Here is a 20,932-nt window from a genome sequence, read left to right as displayed (position 1 = left end):
CCCTGCGGTGCCCACGGCGTCGTGCTGCCGCCGCGGCGGCCGCCCACGGCCAGGGTGCTCGGCTTGCGCGCCTTCAGCTCCGCCAGCTTCGCCTCACGATCCGGGTTCGATGCGCCCGCCTTGCTCAGACGGTTGCGGTCGATGCGGCTGGTGTGCGGATACAGCACTGCCTTCGCCGCCTCGCGTGCCTCGATCGAGTACGTCAGCGCGCTGCTGCCCGCCGCGTTGGCGATGTTCACCTGCTCCGTCGCCGTCGCGTTCGACGCCACCGTGAAGCTCAGCGATGTCGGGCTCACCGTCGCCGCAGGATCGTTCAGCGGCGTTCCGCCGGTGATCGTGATCGCATTGCCGGCGCTGTCGTAGCAGTAGTCGATCAGCGTCGCCGGGAAGCCGGTGGTGCCGGTCGAGGTCATGTGCGCATAGCCGTAGCAGGTGCCCGCGGCGCAGGTGAACTTGAAGCCGAGGTAGCCGTCGACGCCGGCGCTCCAGTTGGTCGCCACGCCGGTCGCGCTCGAGAAGGTCGAGGACGGTCCGACGACGGCGCCGTTCTGCAGCACCAGCCAGTCGCGCTGGCCGTCCGTCGCCGCCACGCCCGCGTCACCGCCCGACGAGTTCCAGAAGAACGCGAAGGAGCCGCTGCTGCCGTAGGGGTTGAAGTTCCAGCCGCTGAAGGTGTCGTCCGACACCTGGCCGGACACCCAGCCGAAGTAGCTGCCGTCGAGGTCGGTGGCGATCGTGTGGTTGATCGGGTTCGAGCACACCACGCCAGCCGCCGAGGTGACGGTCAGCGTCGCGCTCGCGTCCGCGGCATTGCTGCCGGCGCTGGTCTGCAGCGCACCGGCCGGAATCGTGTTCGTGTAGCTGGCGGCCGCTGCCGACGAGACGTCGACCTTGACCGTGCAGCTGCCCGAAGCCGGAATCGACGAACCGCTGCCCGCCAGCGTGACCGAACCACCGCCGGCCGCCGCCGTGACGGCACCGCCGCACGTGGTCGACGCATTCGGCGCCGTCGCGACGACCAGACCGTTCGGGAAGGTGTCGACCAGATCGCCGCTCAGCGTCAGCGCCGAGGCGTTGTCGTTGGACAGCGTGATCGTCAGCGTGCTCGTGCCGCCTTCCGAAATGCTGGTCGGCGCGAACGCCTTCGCCAGCGTCGGCGGATTCAGGCCGCTCGCGTTGACGGTCAGCGTCGCGGTCGCCTCGGCCGTGCTGTTGCCGGCGTCGGTCTGCAGCGCACCGGCCGCGATCACGTTGTCGTAGCTGCCGTTGACGGTCGAGGTCACCGAGACCGTGACGGTACATGCACCGCTGGCCGGGATCTTCGCTCCGCTGCCGAGGCTGACCGAACCCGCGCCGGCCGTGGCCGTGACGGTGCCGCTCGTGCAGGTGGTGCTGGCCGCAGGAGTCGAGGCCACGACCAGGTTGGCCGGGAACGTGTCGGTCAGCGCGGCGGTCAGCGTCGCTTCGCTCGCCGCCGGGTTGGACAGGTGGATCGTCAGCGTGCTGCTGGCGCCGTTGGAGATCAGCGCCGGCGCGAAGTCCTTCGTCACCGACGGCACGGCGCCGGCGGCGCAGTGCTGGATCGAGGCGTTGACCGCGGCCAGCGCATCGATCTCGCCCCAGCCGGTGGCCTGGTTCGGCACGTTGCCCGGGCCGTCCGACGGACTGCCGGTGGCGACCGGAACCGGATTGGCCGTGCTCATCAGCAGGGTGCCGGTGGTGGCGTAGTCGCCGCGCAGGCACTCGGCCGCGCTCCACATCAGCGCGATCACGCCGGAGGCGGTGGGCGCCGACATCGAGGTGCCGGTTTCGTTGTAGTAGTTCGAGTCGCTGCTGCTGCCCGACGAACGGATGCTCACGCCCGGCGCGACCACGTTCGGCTTCAGGTTCGGGAAGCCGGCCGGATCGGGATAGTTCGGCAGACCCGGATTGGGGTTGTCGGTCGTGCCCTTGTTCGAGTGCGACGCGTACAGGCCGTTGGTGGTGCCGGTCGAGCCGATGCCGAGCACCTTGCCCGAACGCCCCGGATTGCCGACCGTGTTCAGCGGCGGATTGCTCGGATAGCCGCAGTTCGACGCGTTGCCGTTGGAGAACACCGGCACGATGCCGGCCGCGATCCAGCCGTCGATGACGCCTTCGTACCAGTCGTCGTAGCTGCGGCCGCAATCGCCCCAGGAATTGTTGACGATGTCCGGGTGCTTGGTCGGATCCGGCGTACCGCCGCCGGCGGTCGGATACGGCGCCAGCGCCCACTGGCCGCACTCGAGCAGGCCGGCGTCGGTCGCGCCTGCGCCCGACAGGCCGAAGCCGATGCAGGCCACCCATTTCGCGTCCGGCGCGGCGCCGGTCTGCGTGGTCGAAGTGCCGCCGTCACCGACCATCGTGCCCATCGTGTGCGAGCCGTGCGGATCGGAGTAGCGCGGCGCCGCCGAATGGTTGTACGGGTCGTACCAGTTGTAGTTGTGATCGAAGCTGCCGCTGCCGAGATTGCCGCGGTACTTTCCGACCAGCGCCTGGTGCGTGTAGCGCACGCCGGCATCGATGTTGGCGACGACGACGCCGGCGCCCTTGTGCCCCAGCGCCCACACTTCCGGCACCTTGATGTGGGCCAGACTCGATACGGCGTCGTTGAGCTGCCACGGTGCGGTTTCGGTCACCGGCTCCTGCGGCAGCGGAATCTCCTTCTGCACGCGCACCGACTCGACGTTCGGATCGGCTTCGAGCGAGCTCAGCATCGGCGCGGAGAGGCGCGCGATCGCGATGCTGTTGTCGATCCACAGCACGGTGTATTCGTGCGCCGCCTCGCTCAGGCTGTACTGCGAGGCGAGCGTCTGCACGACGCTGGCCTGGCGTGCCGTCGCGAAGTCGCGCAGCGTCTCGTAGACGTAGGTCGCGCGCGCATTGCGCTCGGTCATGCCGAACGCGGAGGACAGATCCGCCTTGCCGCGGAACTTGACCAGTACCGCCGGAGTCTCACCGGCCGTCAGTGCGTTGCGGACCGCCTGTTCGACGGAGACCGCGGCGGCTTGCGTGATGCCTGCCGGTGCCTGCGAAGGCACGGCCGCTGCGGCCGGCCCCGCACCGGCGAGGAACGTCAGCGCTGCGAGCGATGACGCCAGCGAAAGCGTGCGAGGCCATGGCCGGCCCGCGCCGCGTTTTTTCATGTTCGGCATGTAGGTTTTCCCAGGAGATTTGGATCGAACGAACCAAGGGCCGGGCTGCCGTCGAAGCGGCAGGACCGGTCCGGTGGATGCGGAACGCCCGAAACACCCCATGGCGGCCGCATCAGGACCGTTTATCGGATCCGGCCGGACGGCCGCACCTGCCGGAAGTCATGCACGGCGCAGATTCATACGAACGTTCGCGTACATCGACGTTCGTCGATTCCGCCGCCCCAAAAAAAAAGGGCCTCCCCGGAGGGAGGCCCTTGAGTTCACGCATCGATCTTCGAGTTACGGGATCGTGATGGCCTCGCCCACGCTGTTGTAGCCGTAGTCGAGCGCCTGCACCGGGAACCCGCCCGCACTCGTCGTCACGTGCAGGTAGCCGTAGTTCACCGCGCCCGTTCCCTCGTTGTAGAACGCCACGCCGATGTAACCGTCCACGCCCGCTTCGAACGCACTCATGTCCGCGCCCTGCGAGGCCGCCGACACCGGCGAGTCCGGACCGATCGTGTCACCCGACTGCAGCACCTGGAAATCCGTGCCGCCCGGCGTACCCACCACGCCACCGACCACCTCCGCGAACTCCGCCGGCACCATGTCGCCGTACCAGTACACGGCGATCGCCGGCAGGCCCAGCGTGTAGATGTTGATGTCGTCCGCGGTGATGCTGCCGCTGTACGGGTGGAAGTCGCCCAGCGCGAAGTCGAACGCGCTGCCGTCGCCGTCGCCGGTCACCGGCTGGTTGATGTCGCCCGTCACCACGTTCGGATCGCCGGCGCCGTCGAAGCCGTCGGCGAAGATCAGGTCGGCCGGCGAAACCGTCAGCGCGACCGGGATCGAGATCGTCGCCTGCGCCGGATCGTTGGTCGCCAGGCACAGCACCGCCGAGTACGAACCGACCGCGAGCGAGGCGGTGTCGACGGCCGCTTCCACGGACGCGGGCGTGCCGACCGTCACGTCGCCGCTGGTCGGCGAGGCGCTCAGCCAGGCGACGTCGGACGGCGTGCCGCAATCGGTTTCCGCTTCCGTCACCGTGAAGGTCAGGTGGCTGCCCGGACTGCCGGTGTTGCTGACGGTCAGGGTGTCACTGCCGGTTCCGCCGGTTTCGACCGTGAAGTCCAGCGAAGTCGGATCGACCGTGGCCGCCGGAGCGACCTCGCCGACCGCGAACTCGACCGGAACGCCGATGCTGCGATGGGCCGGGTCGTTGCTGCCGACGCACACGTTCGCCGTGTAGTAGCCGTCGACGAGGCCGCTCGGATTGAGCGTCACCGTGGCGACGTCCGCCGCCGCACCGACCTCGACCGTACCGCTGGCCGGCGACACCGACAGCCACGGCACGTCTTCCGGCTGCGCACAGCCGCCGCCCGCGATCGCGATCGCCAGGCCGAACAGCTCGGCGCCGTCGGCGACCGGGGCCACTTCCGTGGCCGCACCGGAGGTCAGGTCGACGGTGTAGATGCTGCTGACGCCGCTGCCCTGATAGCCCGCCCAGTACAGGATGCCGGTCGACGGATCGAAGTCCATGCCCTGCGCGAAGTTCGCGTTGATGCCGGTCGAGCCGATCACCGTCGCGTTGCCGTTGCTCTTGTCGATCGCGATGAGCACGTCGTCGACGATGTCGATGCCGTACATCAGGCCTTCCGGACTGAGCGCGATGTTGACGACGAGCGCGCCGGGATTCAGATCGGGGCCGCTGAGCGGACCGACCAGCGTGGCCGCACCGGTGGTGGTGTTGATCGTGTAGATCGCCGGATCGTCGGCCAGCGCGTACAGGTTGCCGGTGGTGGCGTCCCAACGCATGCTGAGGTACGTGGCGCCCGAGGTTCCGCCGGTGATCGGGCCGATCTCGGTGAGCGCACCCGTGGTCGTGTCGACGGTGCCGAACACGCCGGCGTCGGTGATCACGTACTCCTTGCTGAAGTCGTTGTCGACGAAGCTGGCCGCATAGATCTGGGCCGGAGCCGGGTCGACGATCGAGGTCAGCGTGCCGGGCGCGGCCAGGTCGAGGGACAGATAGTCCTCGTGCGTCCAGCCGGCGAAGCTGTAGGCCGGAACCGTGCCGCCGCCGAGCAGACCCTGCTTCGAACGGCCGGCGAGCTGACGGCGCTTGGCCACCACTTCGGCGTTGGCCGGATCGAGCTTGACGCTGGCCAACGGATCGACCTTGTGCGCGACGCGACGCGGCGTCGACGGGAAGTGCGCGCGCGAATCACCCGGAGCTTCGGCGATCGTCCAGTCGAGGTCGCGGTCGCCGGTGTTGGCGATCGACAGGTCGACGGTGACCGGCGTGCTGCTGCCGGACGGGGCGGTCTCGCTGATCGAGGTCGGCGTCACGCCGATGACCGGCGCTCCGACGTCGAGGCTGGTGCTCGCCGTCGCCGTCAGGATCGTCGCCGTGCCGGAGGTCCAGGCGATCGCCGACGGAGCCGGATGCGACAGCACCGTGTTGAACGAGTACTGGTTCGACAGCGAGCCGTCGGCGTTCTGCAGGCCGATCGTCGCGCTGATGCCGTCGTCGAAGCTGGCGTTGCCGAAGTCGGTCGACTGGTACTGGAACGAGAGCGAGCCACCCTCGTTGAGGATGACTTCCAGGTTCGCGTTCGACGGAGTCGGATCGCCGCCGTCATAGTGCGGGCGATCCCACTGCACGATCACGCGCCGGTTCGGCGAAGTGCCGTCGGCCAGCCAGTAGACGTCGCCGCTGCCTTCGAAGAAGTCGTCCCAGAACGGCATGATCGCCGCGCCGCCGAAGCCGGTCGCCGGCAGCGCCGTGTTGGCGAAGGCGACCGCGCAGGTCGACACGCCGAACACGATGGCGCCGTTGTTGCCGACGCACAGCTGGTCCGACGACGCGCCGTAGAACGAGAACTGGAACGGGATCGTGATGCCGATCTCGTCGTCGTCGCCGAGGCCCAGTGCCGTGCCCGTCGTGCTGATGTCGACGAAGCCCGCCGCCGCGGTGTCGTCGGGCGTGTAGCCGGGCAGGAGGTCCTGCGCCGTCCAGGTGGCGTTGTAGGTGTTGTCGGCGGTCGCCACCACGTTGCGGTGGTAGACGTAGGTGCCGCCGCTGGCCGCGATCGCCGTCGCCTGGTTCGTGAAGATGTTGCCGTCGACGCTGTCGTCCAGCGTGCTGAAGGCCATCGCGGTGGTGGAGTTGTTGGTGACGGTGTAGCAGAAGTCGATCGGGTCGCCGACGTTGGCTACGAGGGAGGTGTCGGTGCCGCAGGTGGAGCCGTCACCGTTGAGGGTCATGCCGACGGTCAGAGCGAGATCGGATCCGGTCGGCTGTTCGGCCTTGGTGGATACCCTGGCCTGCATCTTCTTGTAGGTGGCCCTCTTCGCCGCATCGGCTGCGGGTTGATTGGCCTTGGCCATGGCATCGTTGGCATCGAAGATGACGCCTTGCAGAGCAAGGAATCCTGCGATGCCCAACGCCATTCGAATGTTCGGTTTGAGCAAACGACTCAGGTCTTTCATCCTGTATTCCCCATGAGAATATTTGGATCGAAAAAAACGCGTTTCAGGCACGCGCCAGTGAGTTGTTCAGCGGACGACGTCGCTTTCGTCGCCTGGGGTTCTTCCTCGTAAGTTGAATGGAATGTCGAGCGTTCGACGAATCAGGATTCCTACGTCCGGACCGAACGGGACCGCCCTCTGATTCGTCTGCAGGTGGGGGTGGCGGAACTATAGGCGCGCGAAACGGTCGCGACAACTTCTCGCCACTGACTTCAGGATGCAGCCTGCCAATGCTTGCACGACGCGGCCAGGCAATAGGGAATCGACCTCGCAAATCCGCGGACCACCACACAGATTCGTGTCGAGAGAAGGCTGAATTGCCGAACCGTGAAGTGCGCGTTCAAAAAACGATAAGAAGTCCGTAAGCGGCGCTGGAATTCCCTGAAACGCGCTTTCGGTCACGGATGCATTCGCGGGCCTCGTTCTCATCGAAGGTGCGTGCAACATCAGCATGGCACAAAAGAAAACGGGCGCCGATGGCGCCCGTTTCTCGTTGCCCGATCCTCATTCGACGCAAGGCTCGACGTCAGCCGAAACCTTCGCGTCGGGAACAGGAGAGCTCTTCAGGCCACCTTCTTCCACTGCCCCAGCGCGGCCAGGCCGTTCTGCTTGGCGCGCAGCGCGACGGTCTTCTGCGCCTCGGCGAAGTTCGCCTGCATGTCCTTCGCCCACAGCGTCAGCGCGGCGGACTGCATCGCGCGGCCGTAGGAGAACGACAGCGGCCACGGGTGCGGACCCATCTGGTTCATCGCGTTGAGGTGCGCGGTGGCCTGCTCGTCGGACTGGCCGCCGGACAGGAACACGATGCCCGGCAGCGAGGCCGGCACGGCCGCCTTGAGGCAGCGCACGGTGGCTTCGGCGACGTCCTCGACGTCGACCTGGTCCGGACAGTCCTTGCCCGGAATGACCATGCTGGCCTTCAGGATCGTGCCCTCGAGCAGCACGTTCTGCTCGTACAGCGCGCCGAACAGCGAACGCAGCGTGGCTTCGGTGACTTCGTAGGAAACGTCGAGGTCGTGGACGCCGTCCATCAGCACTTCCGGCTCGACCATCGGCACGATGCCCGCTTCCTGGCACAGCGCCGCGTAGCGCGCCAGCGCGTGCGAGTTGGCCTCGATGCAGGTGCCGCTCGGCGTGTCGTCGCCGATCGTGATGACCGCGCGCCACTTGGCGAACTTGGCACCCAGCTTGGCGTACTCGGCCAGGCGCTCGCGCAGGCCGTCGAGACCTTCGGTGACCAGTTCGCCCGGGAAGCCGGCCAGCGGCTTGGCGCCGAGGTCGACCTTGATACCCGGCAGCACGCCGGCGTCGAGCATGATCTTGGTGAACGGCACGCCGGCCTTGGTCGCCTGGCGGATCGTCTCGTCGTACAGGATCGCGCCGGAGATGTGCTCGCCCAGCCTGGGCGTGGTCAGCAGCATCTCGCGGTAGGCGCGGCGGTTCTCTTCGGTGTTCGGCACGCCGACGGAGTCGAAGCGCTTCTTGATCGTGGCGGTCGACTCGTCGATCGCGATGATGCCCTTGCCGGGCGCGACCATCGCCTGGGCGATGCTTTCAAGTTCTTCGATGCTCATCTAGTGGCGGCTCCGTGGAAAGCGAAAACGCGCCGCGGCCGCCGCTTGCGCCGGCCGGGGTCGGATTTGGGGGGCGGAATTATAGGCCAGTTCCGCACCGGGCGTTCGGCGCGAACCTACGGTGCCTCGGGGCTGCGCCACAGGCCGTTGGGCCCCTGCCAGCGCACGCTCAGCGAGACGGCGAAACGCTCGGCCGAGGTATCCAGCGCGAGCGGCTGGACGCCGGCCGAGGAATCGATCAGTACGGCGCCCTTCTCCGAAGCCAGTTCGTCGGCGTAGTCCTCGAGTACGAACCCTTCGATCAGCCAGCGGAACGCCGCAGCGAAATCCATGCAGCGGCCGTCCTCGTGCCGCAGGGCCTGATCGCCGCCTTCCTGCGAGATCCACTGGTAGAACGGCTGCTCGCCGCAGGCCTGGGTCGGCGCGGGCCGGTAACGCAGGCCGCCGTAGCCGTCGCCGACCTCGGTGAACAGCAAGGTGCTGGCGCGCAGGTTGGCGCGCGCCTTGTCCGAGTACGACTCGCGCATCGCGTCTTCCGGCGTGCCCCAGACCTTGCGCATCTGCGTGTCGGCGTCGGCGACGTCCTCGATCGCCATCAGGCCGTGGTCGCCGATGCGCAAGGCGCCGACGCTGCGCTGGATCGAGACGAACTCCGCCGGCAGCGCGTAGCCGAGCCGCTTTTCCGCCGCGGCGATCGCCGCCGCATCCGCCGGCTTGCCGGCTTCGAGCGAGCGCACGTAGTTGGCGCCGAGCTGCCTGCCGGCGAACGCATTGGCCGCGGCGAGGAAATCGGCCACGCGCTCGCCATAGGACTTGCCGGCCGGCGTCAGCCGGCTGCCGACCGGCGCGAAATCCACCAGCGGCCAGCTCTGCTCGCCCTGGTAGCGGTAGCGCTGGTTGGTCGACCAGCGCACGCCGGTGTATTCGCCGCGCACGCTCAGCCTGGACGCCGATGCCGGCAGCTCGAACCGGCAGGCGGGTTTCTTGTGCACGTCCGCCGCGGCCTTGGCGATCTTGACCGCGCAAACTTCCTTGCCGTCGACGAGCACGACCAGATCGGCGCTGTCGCCTTCGCGCAGGTAGGGGTGAATCTGCAGCGTCGCGGCACGCGAGGCGCCAGCGGCCGCCAGCACGAAGGTGGCGGCCAGAACGAGCGAACCGGGCTTCATCCGTGAACCCTCCCGGTCAATGGTCCTTCCAGTCCAGCGTGTCGACGGCGCAGCGCTGCATGACCGCCGTGCGCGTGGCCGCATCGGCCGGCAGGTTGAACGGGAAGATCAGCCAGCTGAACACGCGGTCGCGGCCGGAATTGGACACGGTCGGTTCGAAACGCAGGTGCGACGCCGCGCTGGCGGCGATCTTGCCCAGATCGCCTTCCGGCGCGACCTTCTGCACCTTGATCGTGCTGGTGCTGCCGTCCTTCTCGACCACGAAGGACACCGTCGCGCAGCCGGGCTGCTGGATGTTCTTGCCGTAGTTCGGCGCGTCGGCCTGCACCGAGGAGGCGTCCATCTGCCAGTAGCCGGCGAGCTTGTCGGCGGGAACCACCTTCGGCGGCAGGGTCGATTGCGCGCAGGCGCCGGCAGCGGCGGCGAGCGCGCACAGCGAGATGACGAGTCGTTTCATGAGGGTTCCTCCCGCGGTCGCCATCCGGAACGTGGCGGCGTCATTGTACGGACAGACGATGAACCTTCGTGCGGCGTCGCACGCCGCGGTCATTCCTTCGCCGGCGGCGTTTCTTCCGGCTCGGCGTCGTATCGCGGCGGCGGCAGGCCGCGCTCGCGCAGGCGATGCAGCAGGCCGACCAGGCCGCGCGCGCCGAGCGTCAGGCCGATGCCGAGCGCCAGCTTCAGCAGCAGCACGAACAGGTCGGCGCCGTTCTGCCACGCGAGCGTCGGAAACGCGACGTCGCCCAAACGGGCGGACACCGCGATGCGGAGCAGGACCGACACGAGGCCGAGCAGGGCGTCGATCGCGAACACGACGCCGAGCACGCAGAACGCGATGAAGTGCAGTTCCTTCGCCGCGATCGGGCTGTCGAACACCTCGCGGCTGGCATTGCCCGCGGCCAGCCGCGCGAGCAGGCCGGGATAGAGCCACAGCACGACCGCCAAGGTCACCAGTGCGCCGCTGAATCCGATCAGCATGCCGCGTGCGCCGCCGTCGCCACCCGATGAGTCCCAGGCCTGCAGCGCCTGCCATGCGCCGGGCAGGGACACCAGGGTCTGCACCAGCAGCATCACCGCGCCCAGCCGCACCACGATGCACAGGATCGAATACAGCGAAGTCCGCATGATCGTTCCTCCCCGACGTTGCTGCGCTACAGGTCGCCCAGTCCCTCGGCCACGCCGCTCTCGCCGACCTTCAGCAGCTTGAGCGTGTTGGTGCCGCCGAGCTGGCCGGTGTGGTCGCCGGTGGTCAGGATCACGCGGTCGTCGACGGCGAGATGGCCGAGCCGGAACAGGTGCAGCACCGCCTCGCGCGCGGCCTGCGTCGGCCCAACGCCGCGCGCGTCGAACTCGACCGGATGCACGTCGCGGTACAGCAGCATGCGCCGGCGCGCGGCCGGGTTGCGCGACAGCGCGTAGATCGGCACGGTCGATCGATAGCGCGACAGCCACTGCGCGGTGCCGCCCGATTCGGTCAGCGCGATCAACGCGCGCACGCCGATCTGGTTGGCCAGGAACATCGCCGCCAGCGCGATCGCCTGGTCGGTGCGGTCCAGTCCGTGCGTGCCGGGGCTGAGGTCTTCCTTCGGCTCGAACTGGCGTTCGGCGCCGAGGCAGACGCGACGCATCGCGGCGACCGCCTTGTCCGGATGCCGGCCGGCCGCGGTCTCCTGCGACAGCATCACCGCGTCGGTGCCGTCGATGACGGCGTTGGCGACGTCGAGCACTTCCGCGCGGGTCGGGATCGGCGATTCGACCATCGACTGCATCATCTGCGTCGCGGTGATCACCACGCGCTTGTGCAGCAGCGCCTCGCGGATGATCTTCTTCTGCAGGCCCGGCAGTTCGGCATCGCCGATTTCGACACCGAGGTCGCCGCGCGCGACCATCACCGCGTCGGACACCTCGACGATGGCGCTCAGGTTCTCGATCGCCTCGGCGCGCTCGATCTTCGCCACCAGGGCCGCATCGCCACCCGCTTCGCGCAGCAGCGCGCGCGCCTGCTCGACGTCGTCGGCGGTCTTGACGAACGACACGGCGAGGAAATCCGCGCCGATCGAGGCCGCCAGCCGGATGTCGGCGCGGTCCTTGTCCGACAGCGCGGCAACGGTCAGGCCGCCGCCGAGCCGGTTGATGCCCTTGCGGTCCGACAGGCGCCCGCCGGCGAGCACGCGGCAGCGCACGGCCTGTTCGAGCACGTCGATCACCTCGAGCGAGATCAGGCCGTCGTCGAGCAGCAGCACGTCGCCGGGCCTCACGTCGCGCCACAGGTCGTGGTAGCTGACGCCGACCCGGCTGGCATCGCCCGGCGGCGCGTCGATGCGGCAGTCGAGCAGGAAATCCTGGCCCGGATCCAGGTGCACCGGCCCGGCCGCGAAGCGCTCGACGCGGATCTTCGGCCCCTGCAGGTCGGCCAGCACGCCGACCTCGTTGCCCAGTTCGGCCGCCGCCGCGCGCACCGCGTCGGCGCGCGCGCGATGGTCCTCGTGCGTGCCGTGCGACAGGTTCAGCCGCACCACGTCCACCCCTTCGGCGAGCAGCCGCTTCAGCGCACCGGGCGCATCCGTCGCCGGACCGAGCGTGGCGATGATCTTGGTTCGACGCAGTTGCGCTTGCACGTGCGAGGTCTCCGGGCGAGGCTGGGCCGTATCCGCCCGATCATACGCGAGGCCCGCGACACCCAAACGCGCCGGCGTGTTGCGATTGGCCGCAGGCGTCACAATGTGCGCGTAGAAGGTTTCCCCATCTGCCACCGAGGAGTGCGACATGAGCGTCAGCAAGATCCTGTACACCGCTACGGCGACCGCGAAGGGCGGCCGCGCCGGCCACATCAAGAGCAGCGACGGCGTGCTCGACTTCGACCTGAAGGTGCCGAAGGAGCTCGGCGGCCCCGGCGGCGTCGGCAGCAATCCGGAACAGCTGTTCGCCGCCGGCTACGCGGCCTGCTTCGAGGGCGCGATGCGCTTCGTCGCCGGCCAGAAGAAGGTGCCCGTTCCCGCCGACACCAGCGTCACCGGCCACGTCGGCATCGGTCCGCGCGAGCCGACCGGCTTCGGCATCGCGGTGGAGCTGGAGGTGAACCTGCCCGGCCTCGACCGCGCCGTCGCGCAGGAGCTGGTCGACACCGCGCATCGCGACATCTGCCCGTATTCGCACGCCACGCGCGGCAACGTCGACGTGAAGATCACGCTGGTCTGAGTTCCGCTCGCAGGCCCGGCCTGCCGCCGGATCGGCGGCGGCCGTTTGCCGGGATTCGCCGGCGTGCGGGACGACGCACCCGATTGCGCGCGGCGGGCCGCTCGCCGCTCGAGGGACACAGCCGTTCCCGCAAGTCCCCGTGATGCCGGCGGCCACGCGGATCGGCTGATCATCGGCGCGAGCGGGCGGCCGCGGCGCCGCGGCGCGCTTTGCCGGACGAGGTCCGCACCACCATCGAAAGAATCGTCTCGCGCAGTTCGTCGCGCGCCTGGCCGGCGGTGATCTCGCCGAGCGCGGCCGCGTGCGACAGCCCCTCGGCCGCGCCGAGCATCGCCCACAGGCCCGGCGCGGCGATCGCATCCGCCCCGGCGAACGGGCCGAGCACGTCGCGGCAGCGGCCGATGAACGCGATCTCGTATTCGCGCTTGATCTTCTCCAGCTCCGGCGAGCCGGCCAGCGCCGCGATCACGCCCGGTATCTCGCGCCCCTGCTGCATCACGCAGTCGACATAGGACGATGCGATCACGGCCGCGCGATCGTGCAGCGTCGGACGGCTCGCCTGCAGCGCCGCATCCATCAGCGCCGTCTGGCGTGCGTCGTATTCGCGGTAGAGCGCCGCCAGCAGTCCCTGCCGCGTGTCGAAATGATCGTAGACGACCGGCTTGGTGACGCCGGAACGCTCGGCCAGGCGGCCCAGCGTCAAGGCTTCGGTGCCTTCGGCGCGCACCAGCCGCCAGGCGACGTCGAGCAGCTGGCGGCGGCGATCCTCGCGCGGCAGGCGTCGCCGCACGCTCGCGGCGGACTTCTTCGGACTGCGGATTGACACGCTTATGTACCGAAAGTAACTTACCAAAGGTATATTGAAGTGTACGGGCGGTCCGCCGCACCCGCAATCCAGCAACGGAGTCCTTGTCCCATGCACGCGCTCATCGTCGTCGCGCATCCTGATCCCGCTTCCCTCACGCACGCCGTCGCCGCGCAGGTCGCCGCGGGCGTGGCGCTTTCCGGCGGTGGCCATTCGTCCGAGATCGCCGATCTCGCCGCGGAAGGCTTCGACCCGCGCTTCGGCATCGACGACGTCGCCGTGCACCTGCGCACCGCCTCGCCGCCGGCCGACGTGCTCGCCGAGCAGGCGCGCATCGACCGCGCCGACGCGCTCGCGCTGGTCTATCCGGTCTACTGGTGGTCGATGCCGGCCCTGCTCAAGGGCTGGATCGACCGCGTCTTCACCAACGGCTGGGCCTACGACGAGAGTACGGAAAGCGGCCTGGTGAAGCGCCTGCGCCGCCTGCCGGTGCACCTGGTCGCGATCGGCGGCGCCAACCTGCGCACCTATGCGCGGCACGGCTATTTCGGCGCCATGAAGACGCAGATCGACCACGGCATCTTCGACTACTGCGGTGCGCGCGTGGTGACGTCGGAACTGCTGCTCGAATCGCCGGACCGGATCGCGCCTTCGCGGCTGGATGCGGCGCAAGCGATCGGCAGAGGCTTGTTCACCGCGCCGCCGCAGCGCGCGGTCGCCGCGTAAGCGCCACGCGGGCGATCCGCTCAGGCGGCGGAACAGGCCGATTCGCCCGGCGCCTGCCGGGCGCGCAGCAGCGGCACCAGCAGCGCCGGCGTCTGGGCGATCGCGTCGGCACCCGCTTCGAGCAATTCCTCGCGGCTGCCGAAGCCCCAGCCCGCGCCGATCGCGCGCACGCCGTTCGCACGCGCGCCCTCGATGTCGAAGTGGCGGTCACCGACCATCGCCGCGTCGTCCGCCGCAACGCCGAAGTCGGCCAGCGCCTGCGCGATCATCGTCGCCTTCTCGCTGTGCGCGCTGTCCGGCGGCACGGCGTAGACGCGCGCGAAGGCGGCGCCGAAAGGCAGGCTGGCGACGATGCGCGGGGCGTACAGTGCGGCTTTCGAGGTGACCACCGCCAGCGTCGTCCCGGCCGCGGCCAGCGCCGCGATCGCCTCGGCGACGCCGACGTAGACCACATGCTCGCTCCAGCCGGTCGCCGAATAGCGCTCGCGGTACAGCTCGACCGCGCGCTCGATCGTCGCCGCGTCGTCGCCGAGCACGCGCGGAAAGGTCATGCGCAGCGGCGGGCCGATCCAGCTGCGCAGCTCCTCGCGCGGCGGAACCGCGGCGCCGAGTTTTTCCAGCGCGTATCCGATCGACGCGACGATGCCGGTTTCCGAATCGATCAGCGTGCCGTCGAGATCGAACAGCGCCAGCTTCACGCGCGCGCCTTCAGCGCGGCGACCGCCGGCAGTTCCTTGCCCTCGAGGAATTCCAGGAAGGCGCCGCCGCCGGTGGAGATGTAGGAAACCCGGTCGGCCACGCCGTACTTCTCGATCGCCGCCAGGGTGTCGCCGCCGCCGGCGATCGAGAACGCGTCCGACGCCGCGATCGCCCTGGCCAGGGTCTGCGTGCCGTGGCCGAAGGCGTCGAACTCGAACACGCCGACCGGGCCGTTCCACACCACGGTGCCGGCCTTGGCGATCATCTGCGCGTAGCGCTCGGCCGTCTCCGGCCCGATGTCCAGGATCATGTCCTCGCCGCCGACGTCGCCGACCTTCTTCACCGTCGCCGGTGCGTCGGCCGCAAACGCCGTCGCGACCACCACGTCGCTCGGGATCGGCACGTCGGCGCCGCGCGCCTTGGCCGCGGCGATGATCTTCCTCGCGGTGTCGATCAGGTCCGCCTCGAACAGCGACTTGCCGACCTCGTAGCCGGCCGCGGCGATGAAGGTGTTGGCGATGCCGCCGCCGACGATGAGCTGGTCGACCTTGCCGACCAGGGTTTCGAGCAGGGTCAGCTTCGTCGATACCTTCGAGCCGGCGACGATCGCCAGCAGCGGCCGCGCCGGATGTTCCAGCGCACGCGCCAGCGCGTCGAGCTCGGCCATCAGCAGCGGACCGCCGGCGGCGACCCTGGCGAAGCGGATCGCACCGTGCGTGGACGCCTGCGCGCGGTGCGCGGTGCCGAACGCGTCCATCACGTACACGTCGCACAGCGCGGCGTACTTCTTCGACAGCGCTTCGTCGTCCTTGGCCTCGCCGACGTTCATGCGGCAGTTCTCCAGCAGCACGACTTCGCCCGGCTTCACCTCGACACCGTCGAGCCAGTCCTTGATCAGCGGCACTTCGCGGCCGAGCAGCTCGCCCAGGCGCGCGGCGACCGGCGCCAGCGAGTCTTCCTCGGTCCACTGCCCTTCCTTCGGGCGTCCTAGGTGCGAAGTCACCATCACCGCCGCGCCCTTGTCGAGCGCGAGCCGGATCGTCGGCAGCGAGGCGAGGATGCGCGTCTCGGAGGTGATGCGGCCGTTGTCGATGGGAACGTTGAGGTCTTCGCGGATCAGCACGCGCTGGCCGGCGAGATCGAGATCGCTCATGCGGACGACGGACATCGGGAAACTCCTGGAGGGCGGTATCGCGGCCTACCATTACAGCGGCAGCCCCGCGGCCGCGCAACGCCCGGGCGACGCCGCGCCGCTCAGGAACCGGCGCAGACCAGCGGCCGCCGCAGGGTCGAGGCCGGATGCTTGGCCAGCGCTGCGGCAGGACGCCGCGGCCGCGGCTGCAGCTCGCCGCCGCAGTTCGGGCAGACACCGTGCAGGCGCGATCGCGCGCAGGCGTCGCAGTACGTGCATTCGAACGAGCAGATGCGCGCATCGGGCGCATCCGGCGGCAGATCCCTGCCGCAGCATTCGCAGTGCGCGCGCAGTTCGAGCATGGCGGCCTCCTCACGGTGGGAGCGGCAGCATCGCCGCCGATCGCCCGGCACGGAACGGCCACTGCCGTCGGCCCGGCCGGAGCCAATGCGACGCGGACCGCCGCGCCAATGGCACCTGCCCGGCCGGCACGGACGAGCTACGATGCGCGCCCTTGCGGAGCGAGCGCGATGAGCACCCACACGAGCACCGTACGCTGGCAGCGCGACGACGCGGACTTCGCCGCGGGGCGCTATTCGCGTCGCCACGAGTGGCGCTTCGACGGCGGCGCCGTCGTGGCCGCCTCGCCTTCGCCGGCGGTGGTGCCGGCGCCGTGGTCCGACCCGGCCGGCGTCGATCCCGAGGAAGCCTTCGTCGCGGCGATCTCCAGCTGCCACATGCTCTGGTTCCTCTCGCTCGCCGCCGAGCGCGGCCTCGTCGTCGACCGCTACGAGGACGAGGCGGTCGGCACCCTGGCCCGCATCGCGCCGGGGCGCCAGGCGATCACCGAAGTCGTGCTGCGCCCGCGCATCGACTACGCCGATGGCCGCGCTCCCGACGCCGCCGCGCAGGCCGCCCTGCACGAAGCCGCGCACGAACGCTGCTTCATCGCCCATTCGGTCCGCACCGCGATCCGCGTCGAGCCGCGCTGAACGGCCGGCCGGCGGCCCGGCCGACCCCGTTTACGCCGCCGCCCCAAGTCCTTAAACTACGCGACCCTCGTGGCTATGTAGCTCAGCCGGTTAGAGCGTGGCACTCATAATGCCAAGGTCGGTGGTTCGAGCCCACCCATAGCCACCAATCGCGCAATCCGCGGACGTCCAGGCAAGCCATCGGCGTCTGCAAATCCGCTGGAAATCAGGCATTTCGGCACTTCGCAGCCCGATGCGGCACGCCCGAGCCGGCGCCTGCCCCGCGCTACCCGACCGTGACACCGGCAGTCGCCGCCAGCCCTCAAAAAGAGCCGTTGCTGGTGAGGTGTGCCGTCCACGCAGGCGGTAGCCATCTTCGGCACATTGCTTTTCCCCGCCCGCGCAAGCGTCCTGTCCCGGACATGACGATTCACGCCTCGCCGCGAGGCCCGTTCGCACGGCTGTCGCTGCCGGAAGCATCAACCAGCAGAGGATCCTCAGGGCCTGGGCATGTTGCGCCGGGCAACCTTGAAAAGATGCCAGCCGAAAGCGACGAAAATGCCGTCGACCGCCAAATGAAGCAGAAGCGCAAGCACGGTCCGGACCGGTTGTTGCGCAAAAATCAGCTCGCTGGACACGCCCCCGAAAAAGAGGAACGTAGCCACGGCGAGAACCGCGCCGATGACGCCCAAGGCGCACAGCAACAGCCCGAACGACAGGCTGATCAAGCGTCCTCTGAAGCTGCGAGGGCCGCGAGAATGCGCAAGATGAATGACCGCAAGGATGACCAGCACACCGAGAACCGCTGCGCCCATTGTTTGATCCCGAATGCTCCAGTCGAGCCGCGCGGCGAGTGGCGATGCCCGGGCTAGGGTACCCAAAGCCCAGCGCCAATGCCGCGAAGAAACGCCCGGCCGTCCGGCGGGTTTTTTCGTCGGGCGCGCCCCGGCTGCATTGCGGACGGCGCCCCGCCAGGCAGCCCTCCCTCGCCGTCAGGCGAACCGGCCTCCGGGAGCCGGACGGCACATATGCAATCCGGGCATGCGCGTATGCGCCGCCGGCGAGCAGGCGCGGCGCGGAAACGCTATCGTAGCCTGCTCACCGGCGCCCTCCCTTCGCGCGCCCGCAACCGACCGCGAGACCCGGCTTCGCATGACCGCCCTGAACCACCTGCAACGCCTCGAAGCCGAAAGCATCGACATCCTGCGCGAGGCCGTCGCCGAGGCCGAGCGGCCGGTCATGCTGTACTCGATCGGCAAGGACAGCGCGGTCATGCTGCACCTCGCGCGCAAGGCGTTCTTCCCCTCGCGCCCGCCGTTCCCACTGCTGCACGTGGACACGACGTGGAAATTCCGCGCGATGTACGAGTTGCGCGAGCGCATGGCGCACGAGTCGGGCATGGAGCTGATCGTGCACCGCAATCCCGAGGCCGAGCGCCTGGGCATCAACCCGTTCACGCACGGCTCGGCCACGCACACCGACGTGTGGAAGACGCAGGGGCTCAGGCAGGCGCTGGACCTGCACGGCTTCGACCTCGCCTTCGGCGGCGCGCGGCGCGACGAGGAGAAGTCGCGCGCGAAGGAGCGCGTGTTCTCGTTCCGCACGGCGCAGCATCGCTGGGATCCGAAGAACCAGCGGCCCGAGCTGTGGCGCCTGTACAACACGCGCCACGCGCCGGGCGAGAGCATCCGCGTGTTTCCGCTGTCGAACTGGACCGAGCTGGACGTCTGGCAGTACATCCGCCAGGAGGACATTCCGATCGTGCCGCTGTACTTCGCCGCCGAGCGTCCGGTGGTGGAGCGCGACGGCCTGCTGCTGATGGTCGACGACGAGCGCTTCCCGCTGCGCGAGGGCGAGACGCCGACCCTGCGCCACGTGCGCTTCCGCACGCTCGGCTGCTACCCGCTGACCGGTGCGATCGAATCGCGCGCGGACACGCTGCCCAAGATCATCCAGGAGATGCTGCTGGCGCGCACCACCGAGCGCCAGGGGCGCCTGATCGACCGCGACGTCAGCGGCTCGATGGAGAAGAAGAAGACGGAAGGCTATTTCTGATGGACGAGCGCACCGCCCTGATCGAAAGCGACGTCGAGCGCTACCTCGACCTGCACGAAAACAAGAGCCTGCTGCGCTTCATCACCTGCGGCAGCGTCGACGACGGCAAGAGCACCCTGATCGGACGCCTGCTGTACGAATCCAAGTCGCTGCTGGACGACCAGCTCGGCGCGCTCGACGCCGACTCCAGGCGCTACGGCACGCAGGGCGACGCGCTGGATTTCGCGCTGCTCGTCGACGGGCTCTCCGCCGAACGCGAGCAGGGCATCACGATCGACGTGGCCTACCGCTTCTTCAGCACCGACAGGCGCAAGTTCATCGTCGCCGACACGCCCGGCCACGAGCAGTACACGCGCAACATGATCACCGGCGCCTCGACCGCGGACGTGGCGGTGATCCTGGTCGACGCGCGCAAGGGCGTGCTGACGCAGACGCGCCGGCACACGTATCTCGCCTCGCTGGTCGGCATCCGCCGCGTCGTGCTGGCGGTCAACAAGCTGGACCTCGTCGAGTGGTCGCACGGCGTGTTCGCCGGCATCGAGCGCATCTACCGCGAGTTCGCTGCGCGGCTGGGCATCGCCCACGTCGTGGCAATCCCGCTGTCGGCGCTGCGCGGCGACAACATCGTCGCGCCGAGCGCGAACACGCCGTGGTATCGCGGCCCGAGCCTGCTGCAGCACCTGGAGCAGGTGGAGATCGACGGCGGCGCCGGCGACGGCCCGCTGCGCATGCCGGTGCAGTGGGTGAACCGCCCCGACCATGCCTTCCGCGGCTTCAGCGGGCGCCTGCTCGGCGGCCGCGTGAAGCCGGGCGACGCCGTGCGCGTGCTGCCGTCGGGACGCCAGTCGACGGTGGCGCGCGTCGTGAGCTTCGACGGCGATCTCGCGCAGGCCGTGTCCGGCCAGTCGGTCACGCTGACCCTGGCCGACGAGATCGACGTCAGCCGCGGCGACGTGATCTGCGCCGCCGACGACCCGGCAGGGCTGGCCGACCAGTTCGAGGCGCACGTGGTCTGGATGGGCGAGGAGCCGCTGCTGCCGGGGCGTTCGTACCTGGTCAAGCTCGGCGCGAGCACGGTCGGCGCCTCGATCGCGGCGCCGAAGTACCTGGTCGACGTCAACACGCTCGAGCACCTCGCCGCCAAGACGCTGCAGCTCAACGAGACCGGCGTGTGCGTGCTGACGCTCGATCGCGCGGTCGCGTTCGACGCCTACGCGCAGAACCGCGACATGGGCAGCTTCATCGTCGTCGACCGGCTGAGCAACCAGACCGTCGGCGCCGGCATGCTGCACTTCGCGCTGCGCCGGTCGCAGAACATCCACTGGCAGGCACTGGAGGTCGACAAGCGCGCGCGCGTGCGCATGAACGGCCACCGCCCCGGCGTGCTGTGGTTCACCGGCCTCTCCGGCAGCGGCAAGTCGACCATCGCCAACCTGGTCGAGCGGCGCCTGCACGCACTCGGCGCGCGCACCTACCTGCTCGACGGCGACAACGTGCGCCACGGCCTGAGCAAGGATCTCGGCTTCACCGCCGCCGACCGCGTCGAGAACATCCGCCGCATCGGCGAGGTCGCCAGGCTCATGGTCGACGCCGGCCTGATCGTGCTGACCGCGTTCATCTCGCCGTTCCGTTCCGAGCGCGAACTCGCCCGCGGCATGGTCGACGACGGCGAGTTCGTCGAGATCTTCGTCGACACGCCGCTGGAAATCGTCGAGCGGCGCGACCCGAAAGGCCTGTACCGCAAGGCGCGCCGCGGCGAGTTGAAGAACTTCACCGGCATCGATTCGCCCTACGAGGCGCCGGAGGCACCGGAGTTGCACATCGACACCACGCGCAGCGATCCGGAGCGCGCCGCGGATGCGATCGTCGAGTACCTGGCGCGGCATGGCATCATCCAGGCCTTGCATTGAAGAGGAGCGA

General features: G+C 69.2%; 17 protein-coding genes and 1 tRNA gene. 6 read left to right on the top strand and 12 right to left on the bottom strand.

The window, feature by feature from the left end:
- From ACFO6Q_RS06150 to pyk, 7 genes are all read right to left on the bottom strand, one after another.
- The coding region (locus tag ACFO6Q_RS06150; protein WP_380019694.1) for a DUF7933 domain-containing protein at positions 1 to 3,059 on the bottom strand (3,059 nt) is incomplete at its 3' end.
- 393 nt (positions 3,060 to 3,452) lie between these two features.
- Positions 3,453 to 6,542, bottom strand: a complete 3,090-nt coding sequence (locus tag ACFO6Q_RS06145) for a DUF4394 domain-containing protein (RefSeq protein WP_380019692.1) — start codon at positions 6,540 to 6,542, stop codon at positions 3,453 to 3,455.
- A gap of 704 nt (positions 6,543 to 7,246) precedes the next feature.
- Positions 7,247 to 8,257: a class I fructose-bisphosphate aldolase gene (locus tag ACFO6Q_RS06140; RefSeq protein ID WP_380019691.1), complete on the bottom strand. Its 1,011-nt coding sequence runs from the start codon at positions 8,255 to 8,257 to the stop codon at positions 7,247 to 7,249.
- Positions 8,258 to 8,373: 116 nt separating this feature from the next.
- Positions 8,374 to 9,426, bottom strand: a complete 1,053-nt coding sequence (locus tag ACFO6Q_RS06135; protein ID WP_380019690.1) for a hypothetical protein — start codon at positions 9,424 to 9,426, stop codon at positions 8,374 to 8,376.
- Positions 9,427 to 9,442: 16 nt separating this feature from the next.
- Positions 9,443 to 9,883: an energy transducer TonB gene (locus tag ACFO6Q_RS06130; protein WP_380019689.1), complete on the bottom strand. Its 441-nt coding sequence runs from the start codon at positions 9,881 to 9,883 to the stop codon at positions 9,443 to 9,445.
- Positions 9,884 to 9,972: 89 nt separating this feature from the next.
- Positions 9,973 to 10,551, bottom strand: coding sequence for a hypothetical protein (locus tag ACFO6Q_RS06125; protein WP_380019688.1), 579 nt, complete (start codon positions 10,549 to 10,551; stop codon positions 9,973 to 9,975).
- 26 nt (positions 10,552 to 10,577) lie between these two features.
- On the bottom strand, positions 10,578 to 12,044 hold the full coding sequence (gene pyk / locus ACFO6Q_RS06120) for a pyruvate kinase (RefSeq protein WP_380019687.1): 1,467 nt from the start codon (positions 12,042 to 12,044) through the stop codon (positions 10,578 to 10,580).
- A 148-nt stretch (positions 12,045 to 12,192) separates the two neighbouring features.
- Between pyk and ACFO6Q_RS06115 the strand changes: the two genes are divergently transcribed.
- On the top strand, positions 12,193 to 12,624 hold the full coding sequence (locus tag ACFO6Q_RS06115; protein ID WP_380019686.1) for an organic hydroperoxide resistance protein: 432 nt from the start codon (positions 12,193 to 12,195) through the stop codon (positions 12,622 to 12,624).
- A 169-nt stretch (positions 12,625 to 12,793) separates the two neighbouring features.
- On the opposite strand, the gene ACFO6Q_RS06110 is transcribed toward ACFO6Q_RS06115, so the two are convergent.
- Positions 12,794 to 13,450, bottom strand: coding sequence for a TetR/AcrR family transcriptional regulator (locus ACFO6Q_RS06110; protein WP_380019685.1), 657 nt, complete (start codon positions 13,448 to 13,450; stop codon positions 12,794 to 12,796).
- A 90-nt stretch (positions 13,451 to 13,540) separates the two neighbouring features.
- Between ACFO6Q_RS06110 and ACFO6Q_RS06105 the strand changes: the two genes are divergently transcribed.
- A complete protein-coding gene (locus ACFO6Q_RS06105; protein WP_380019684.1) occupies positions 13,541 to 14,155 on the top strand; it encodes an NAD(P)H-dependent oxidoreductase in 615 nt (204 codons plus the stop codon).
- A 20-nt stretch (positions 14,156 to 14,175) separates the two neighbouring features.
- On the opposite strand, the gene ACFO6Q_RS06100 is transcribed toward ACFO6Q_RS06105, so the two are convergent.
- From ACFO6Q_RS06100 to ACFO6Q_RS06090, 3 genes are all read right to left on the bottom strand, one after another.
- Positions 14,176 to 14,853 (bottom strand): HAD hydrolase-like protein, encoded by a 678-nt coding sequence (locus ACFO6Q_RS06100; RefSeq protein ID WP_380019683.1) that lies wholly within the window; start codon positions 14,851 to 14,853, stop codon positions 14,176 to 14,178.
- Complete coding sequence (locus ACFO6Q_RS06095; protein ID WP_380019682.1) at positions 14,850 to 16,022, bottom strand: phosphoglycerate kinase; 1,173 nt, start codon at positions 16,020 to 16,022, stop codon at positions 14,850 to 14,852. The genes ACFO6Q_RS06100 and ACFO6Q_RS06095 overlap by 4 nt, the downstream gene beginning before the upstream one ends.
- Positions 16,023 to 16,108: 86 nt before the next feature.
- Positions 16,109 to 16,348 (bottom strand): DUF1272 domain-containing protein, encoded by a 240-nt coding sequence (locus tag ACFO6Q_RS06090; protein WP_380019681.1) that lies wholly within the window; start codon positions 16,346 to 16,348, stop codon positions 16,109 to 16,111.
- 168 nt (positions 16,349 to 16,516) lie between these two features.
- Here ACFO6Q_RS06090 and ACFO6Q_RS06085 point away from each other — a divergent pair, with 168 nt between their 5' ends.
- Positions 16,517 to 16,978, top strand: a complete 462-nt coding sequence (locus ACFO6Q_RS06085; protein ID WP_380019680.1) for an OsmC family protein — start codon at positions 16,517 to 16,519, stop codon at positions 16,976 to 16,978.
- A 71-nt stretch (positions 16,979 to 17,049) separates the two neighbouring features.
- A tRNA-Met gene (locus ACFO6Q_RS06080) sits at positions 17,050 to 17,126 on the top strand.
- A gap of 328 nt (positions 17,127 to 17,454) precedes the next feature.
- Here ACFO6Q_RS06080 and ACFO6Q_RS06075 read toward each other — a convergent pair.
- On the bottom strand, positions 17,455 to 17,772 hold the full coding sequence (locus ACFO6Q_RS06075; protein ID WP_380019679.1) for a hypothetical protein: 318 nt from the start codon (positions 17,770 to 17,772) through the stop codon (positions 17,455 to 17,457).
- A gap of 337 nt (positions 17,773 to 18,109) precedes the next feature.
- Between ACFO6Q_RS06075 and cysD the strand changes: the two genes are divergently transcribed.
- Entirely contained in the window at positions 18,110 to 19,012 is a 903-nt protein-coding gene (cysD, locus tag ACFO6Q_RS06070; protein WP_380019678.1) for a sulfate adenylyltransferase subunit CysD, read from the top strand.
- Entirely contained in the window at positions 19,012 to 20,922 is a 1,911-nt protein-coding gene (gene cysN / locus ACFO6Q_RS06065) for a sulfate adenylyltransferase subunit CysN (RefSeq protein WP_380019677.1), read from the top strand. Before cysD ends, cysN begins: the two co-directional genes overlap by 1 nt.
- The last annotated feature ends 10 nt before the right edge of the window (positions 20,923 to 20,932 follow it).

It is taken from the genome of Dokdonella ginsengisoli (assembly GCF_042652785.1).
In the GTDB taxonomy this organism is placed as follows: domain Bacteria; phylum Pseudomonadota; class Gammaproteobacteria; order Xanthomonadales; family Rhodanobacteraceae; genus Dokdonella_A; species Dokdonella_A ginsengisoli.
This window is presented reverse-complemented; position numbering and strand designations above follow the sequence as displayed.

Coding starts and splice junctions, on each gene's coding strand:
- ACFO6Q_RS06145 (WP_380019692.1), bottom strand. CDS start 6,542: ATGGCCAAGGCCAATCAACCCGCAGCCGATGCGGCGAAGAGGGCCACC.
- ACFO6Q_RS06140 (WP_380019691.1), bottom strand. CDS start 8,257: ATGAGCATCGAAGAACTTGAAAGCATCGCCCAGGCGATGGTCGCGCCC.
- ACFO6Q_RS06135 (WP_380019690.1), bottom strand. CDS start 9,426: ATGAAGCCCGGTTCGCTCGTTCTGGCCGCCACCTTCGTGCTGGCGGCC.
- ACFO6Q_RS06130 (WP_380019689.1), bottom strand. CDS start 9,883: ATGAAACGACTCGTCATCTCGCTGTGCGCGCTCGCCGCCGCTGCCGGC.
- ACFO6Q_RS06125 (WP_380019688.1), bottom strand. CDS start 10,551: ATGCGGACTTCGCTGTATTCGATCCTGTGCATCGTGGTGCGGCTGGGC.
- ACFO6Q_RS06115 (WP_380019686.1), top strand. CDS start 12,193: ATGAGCGTCAGCAAGATCCTGTACACCGCTACGGCGACCGCGAAGGGC.
- ACFO6Q_RS06105 (WP_380019684.1), top strand. CDS start 13,541: ATGCACGCGCTCATCGTCGTCGCGCATCCTGATCCCGCTTCCCTCACG.
- ACFO6Q_RS06095 (WP_380019682.1), bottom strand. CDS start 16,022: ATGTCCGTCGTCCGCATGAGCGATCTCGATCTCGCCGGCCAGCGCGTG.
- ACFO6Q_RS06090 (WP_380019681.1), bottom strand. CDS start 16,348: ATGCTCGAACTGCGCGCGCACTGCGAATGCTGCGGCAGGGATCTGCCG.
- ACFO6Q_RS06085 (WP_380019680.1), top strand. CDS start 16,517: ATGAGCACCCACACGAGCACCGTACGCTGGCAGCGCGACGACGCGGAC.
- ACFO6Q_RS06075 (WP_380019679.1), bottom strand. CDS start 17,772: ATGGGCGCAGCGGTTCTCGGTGTGCTGGTCATCCTTGCGGTCATTCAT.
- cysD (WP_380019678.1), top strand. CDS start 18,110: ATGACCGCCCTGAACCACCTGCAACGCCTCGAAGCCGAAAGCATCGAC.
- cysN (WP_380019677.1), top strand. CDS start 19,012: ATGGACGAGCGCACCGCCCTGATCGAAAGCGACGTCGAGCGCTACCTC.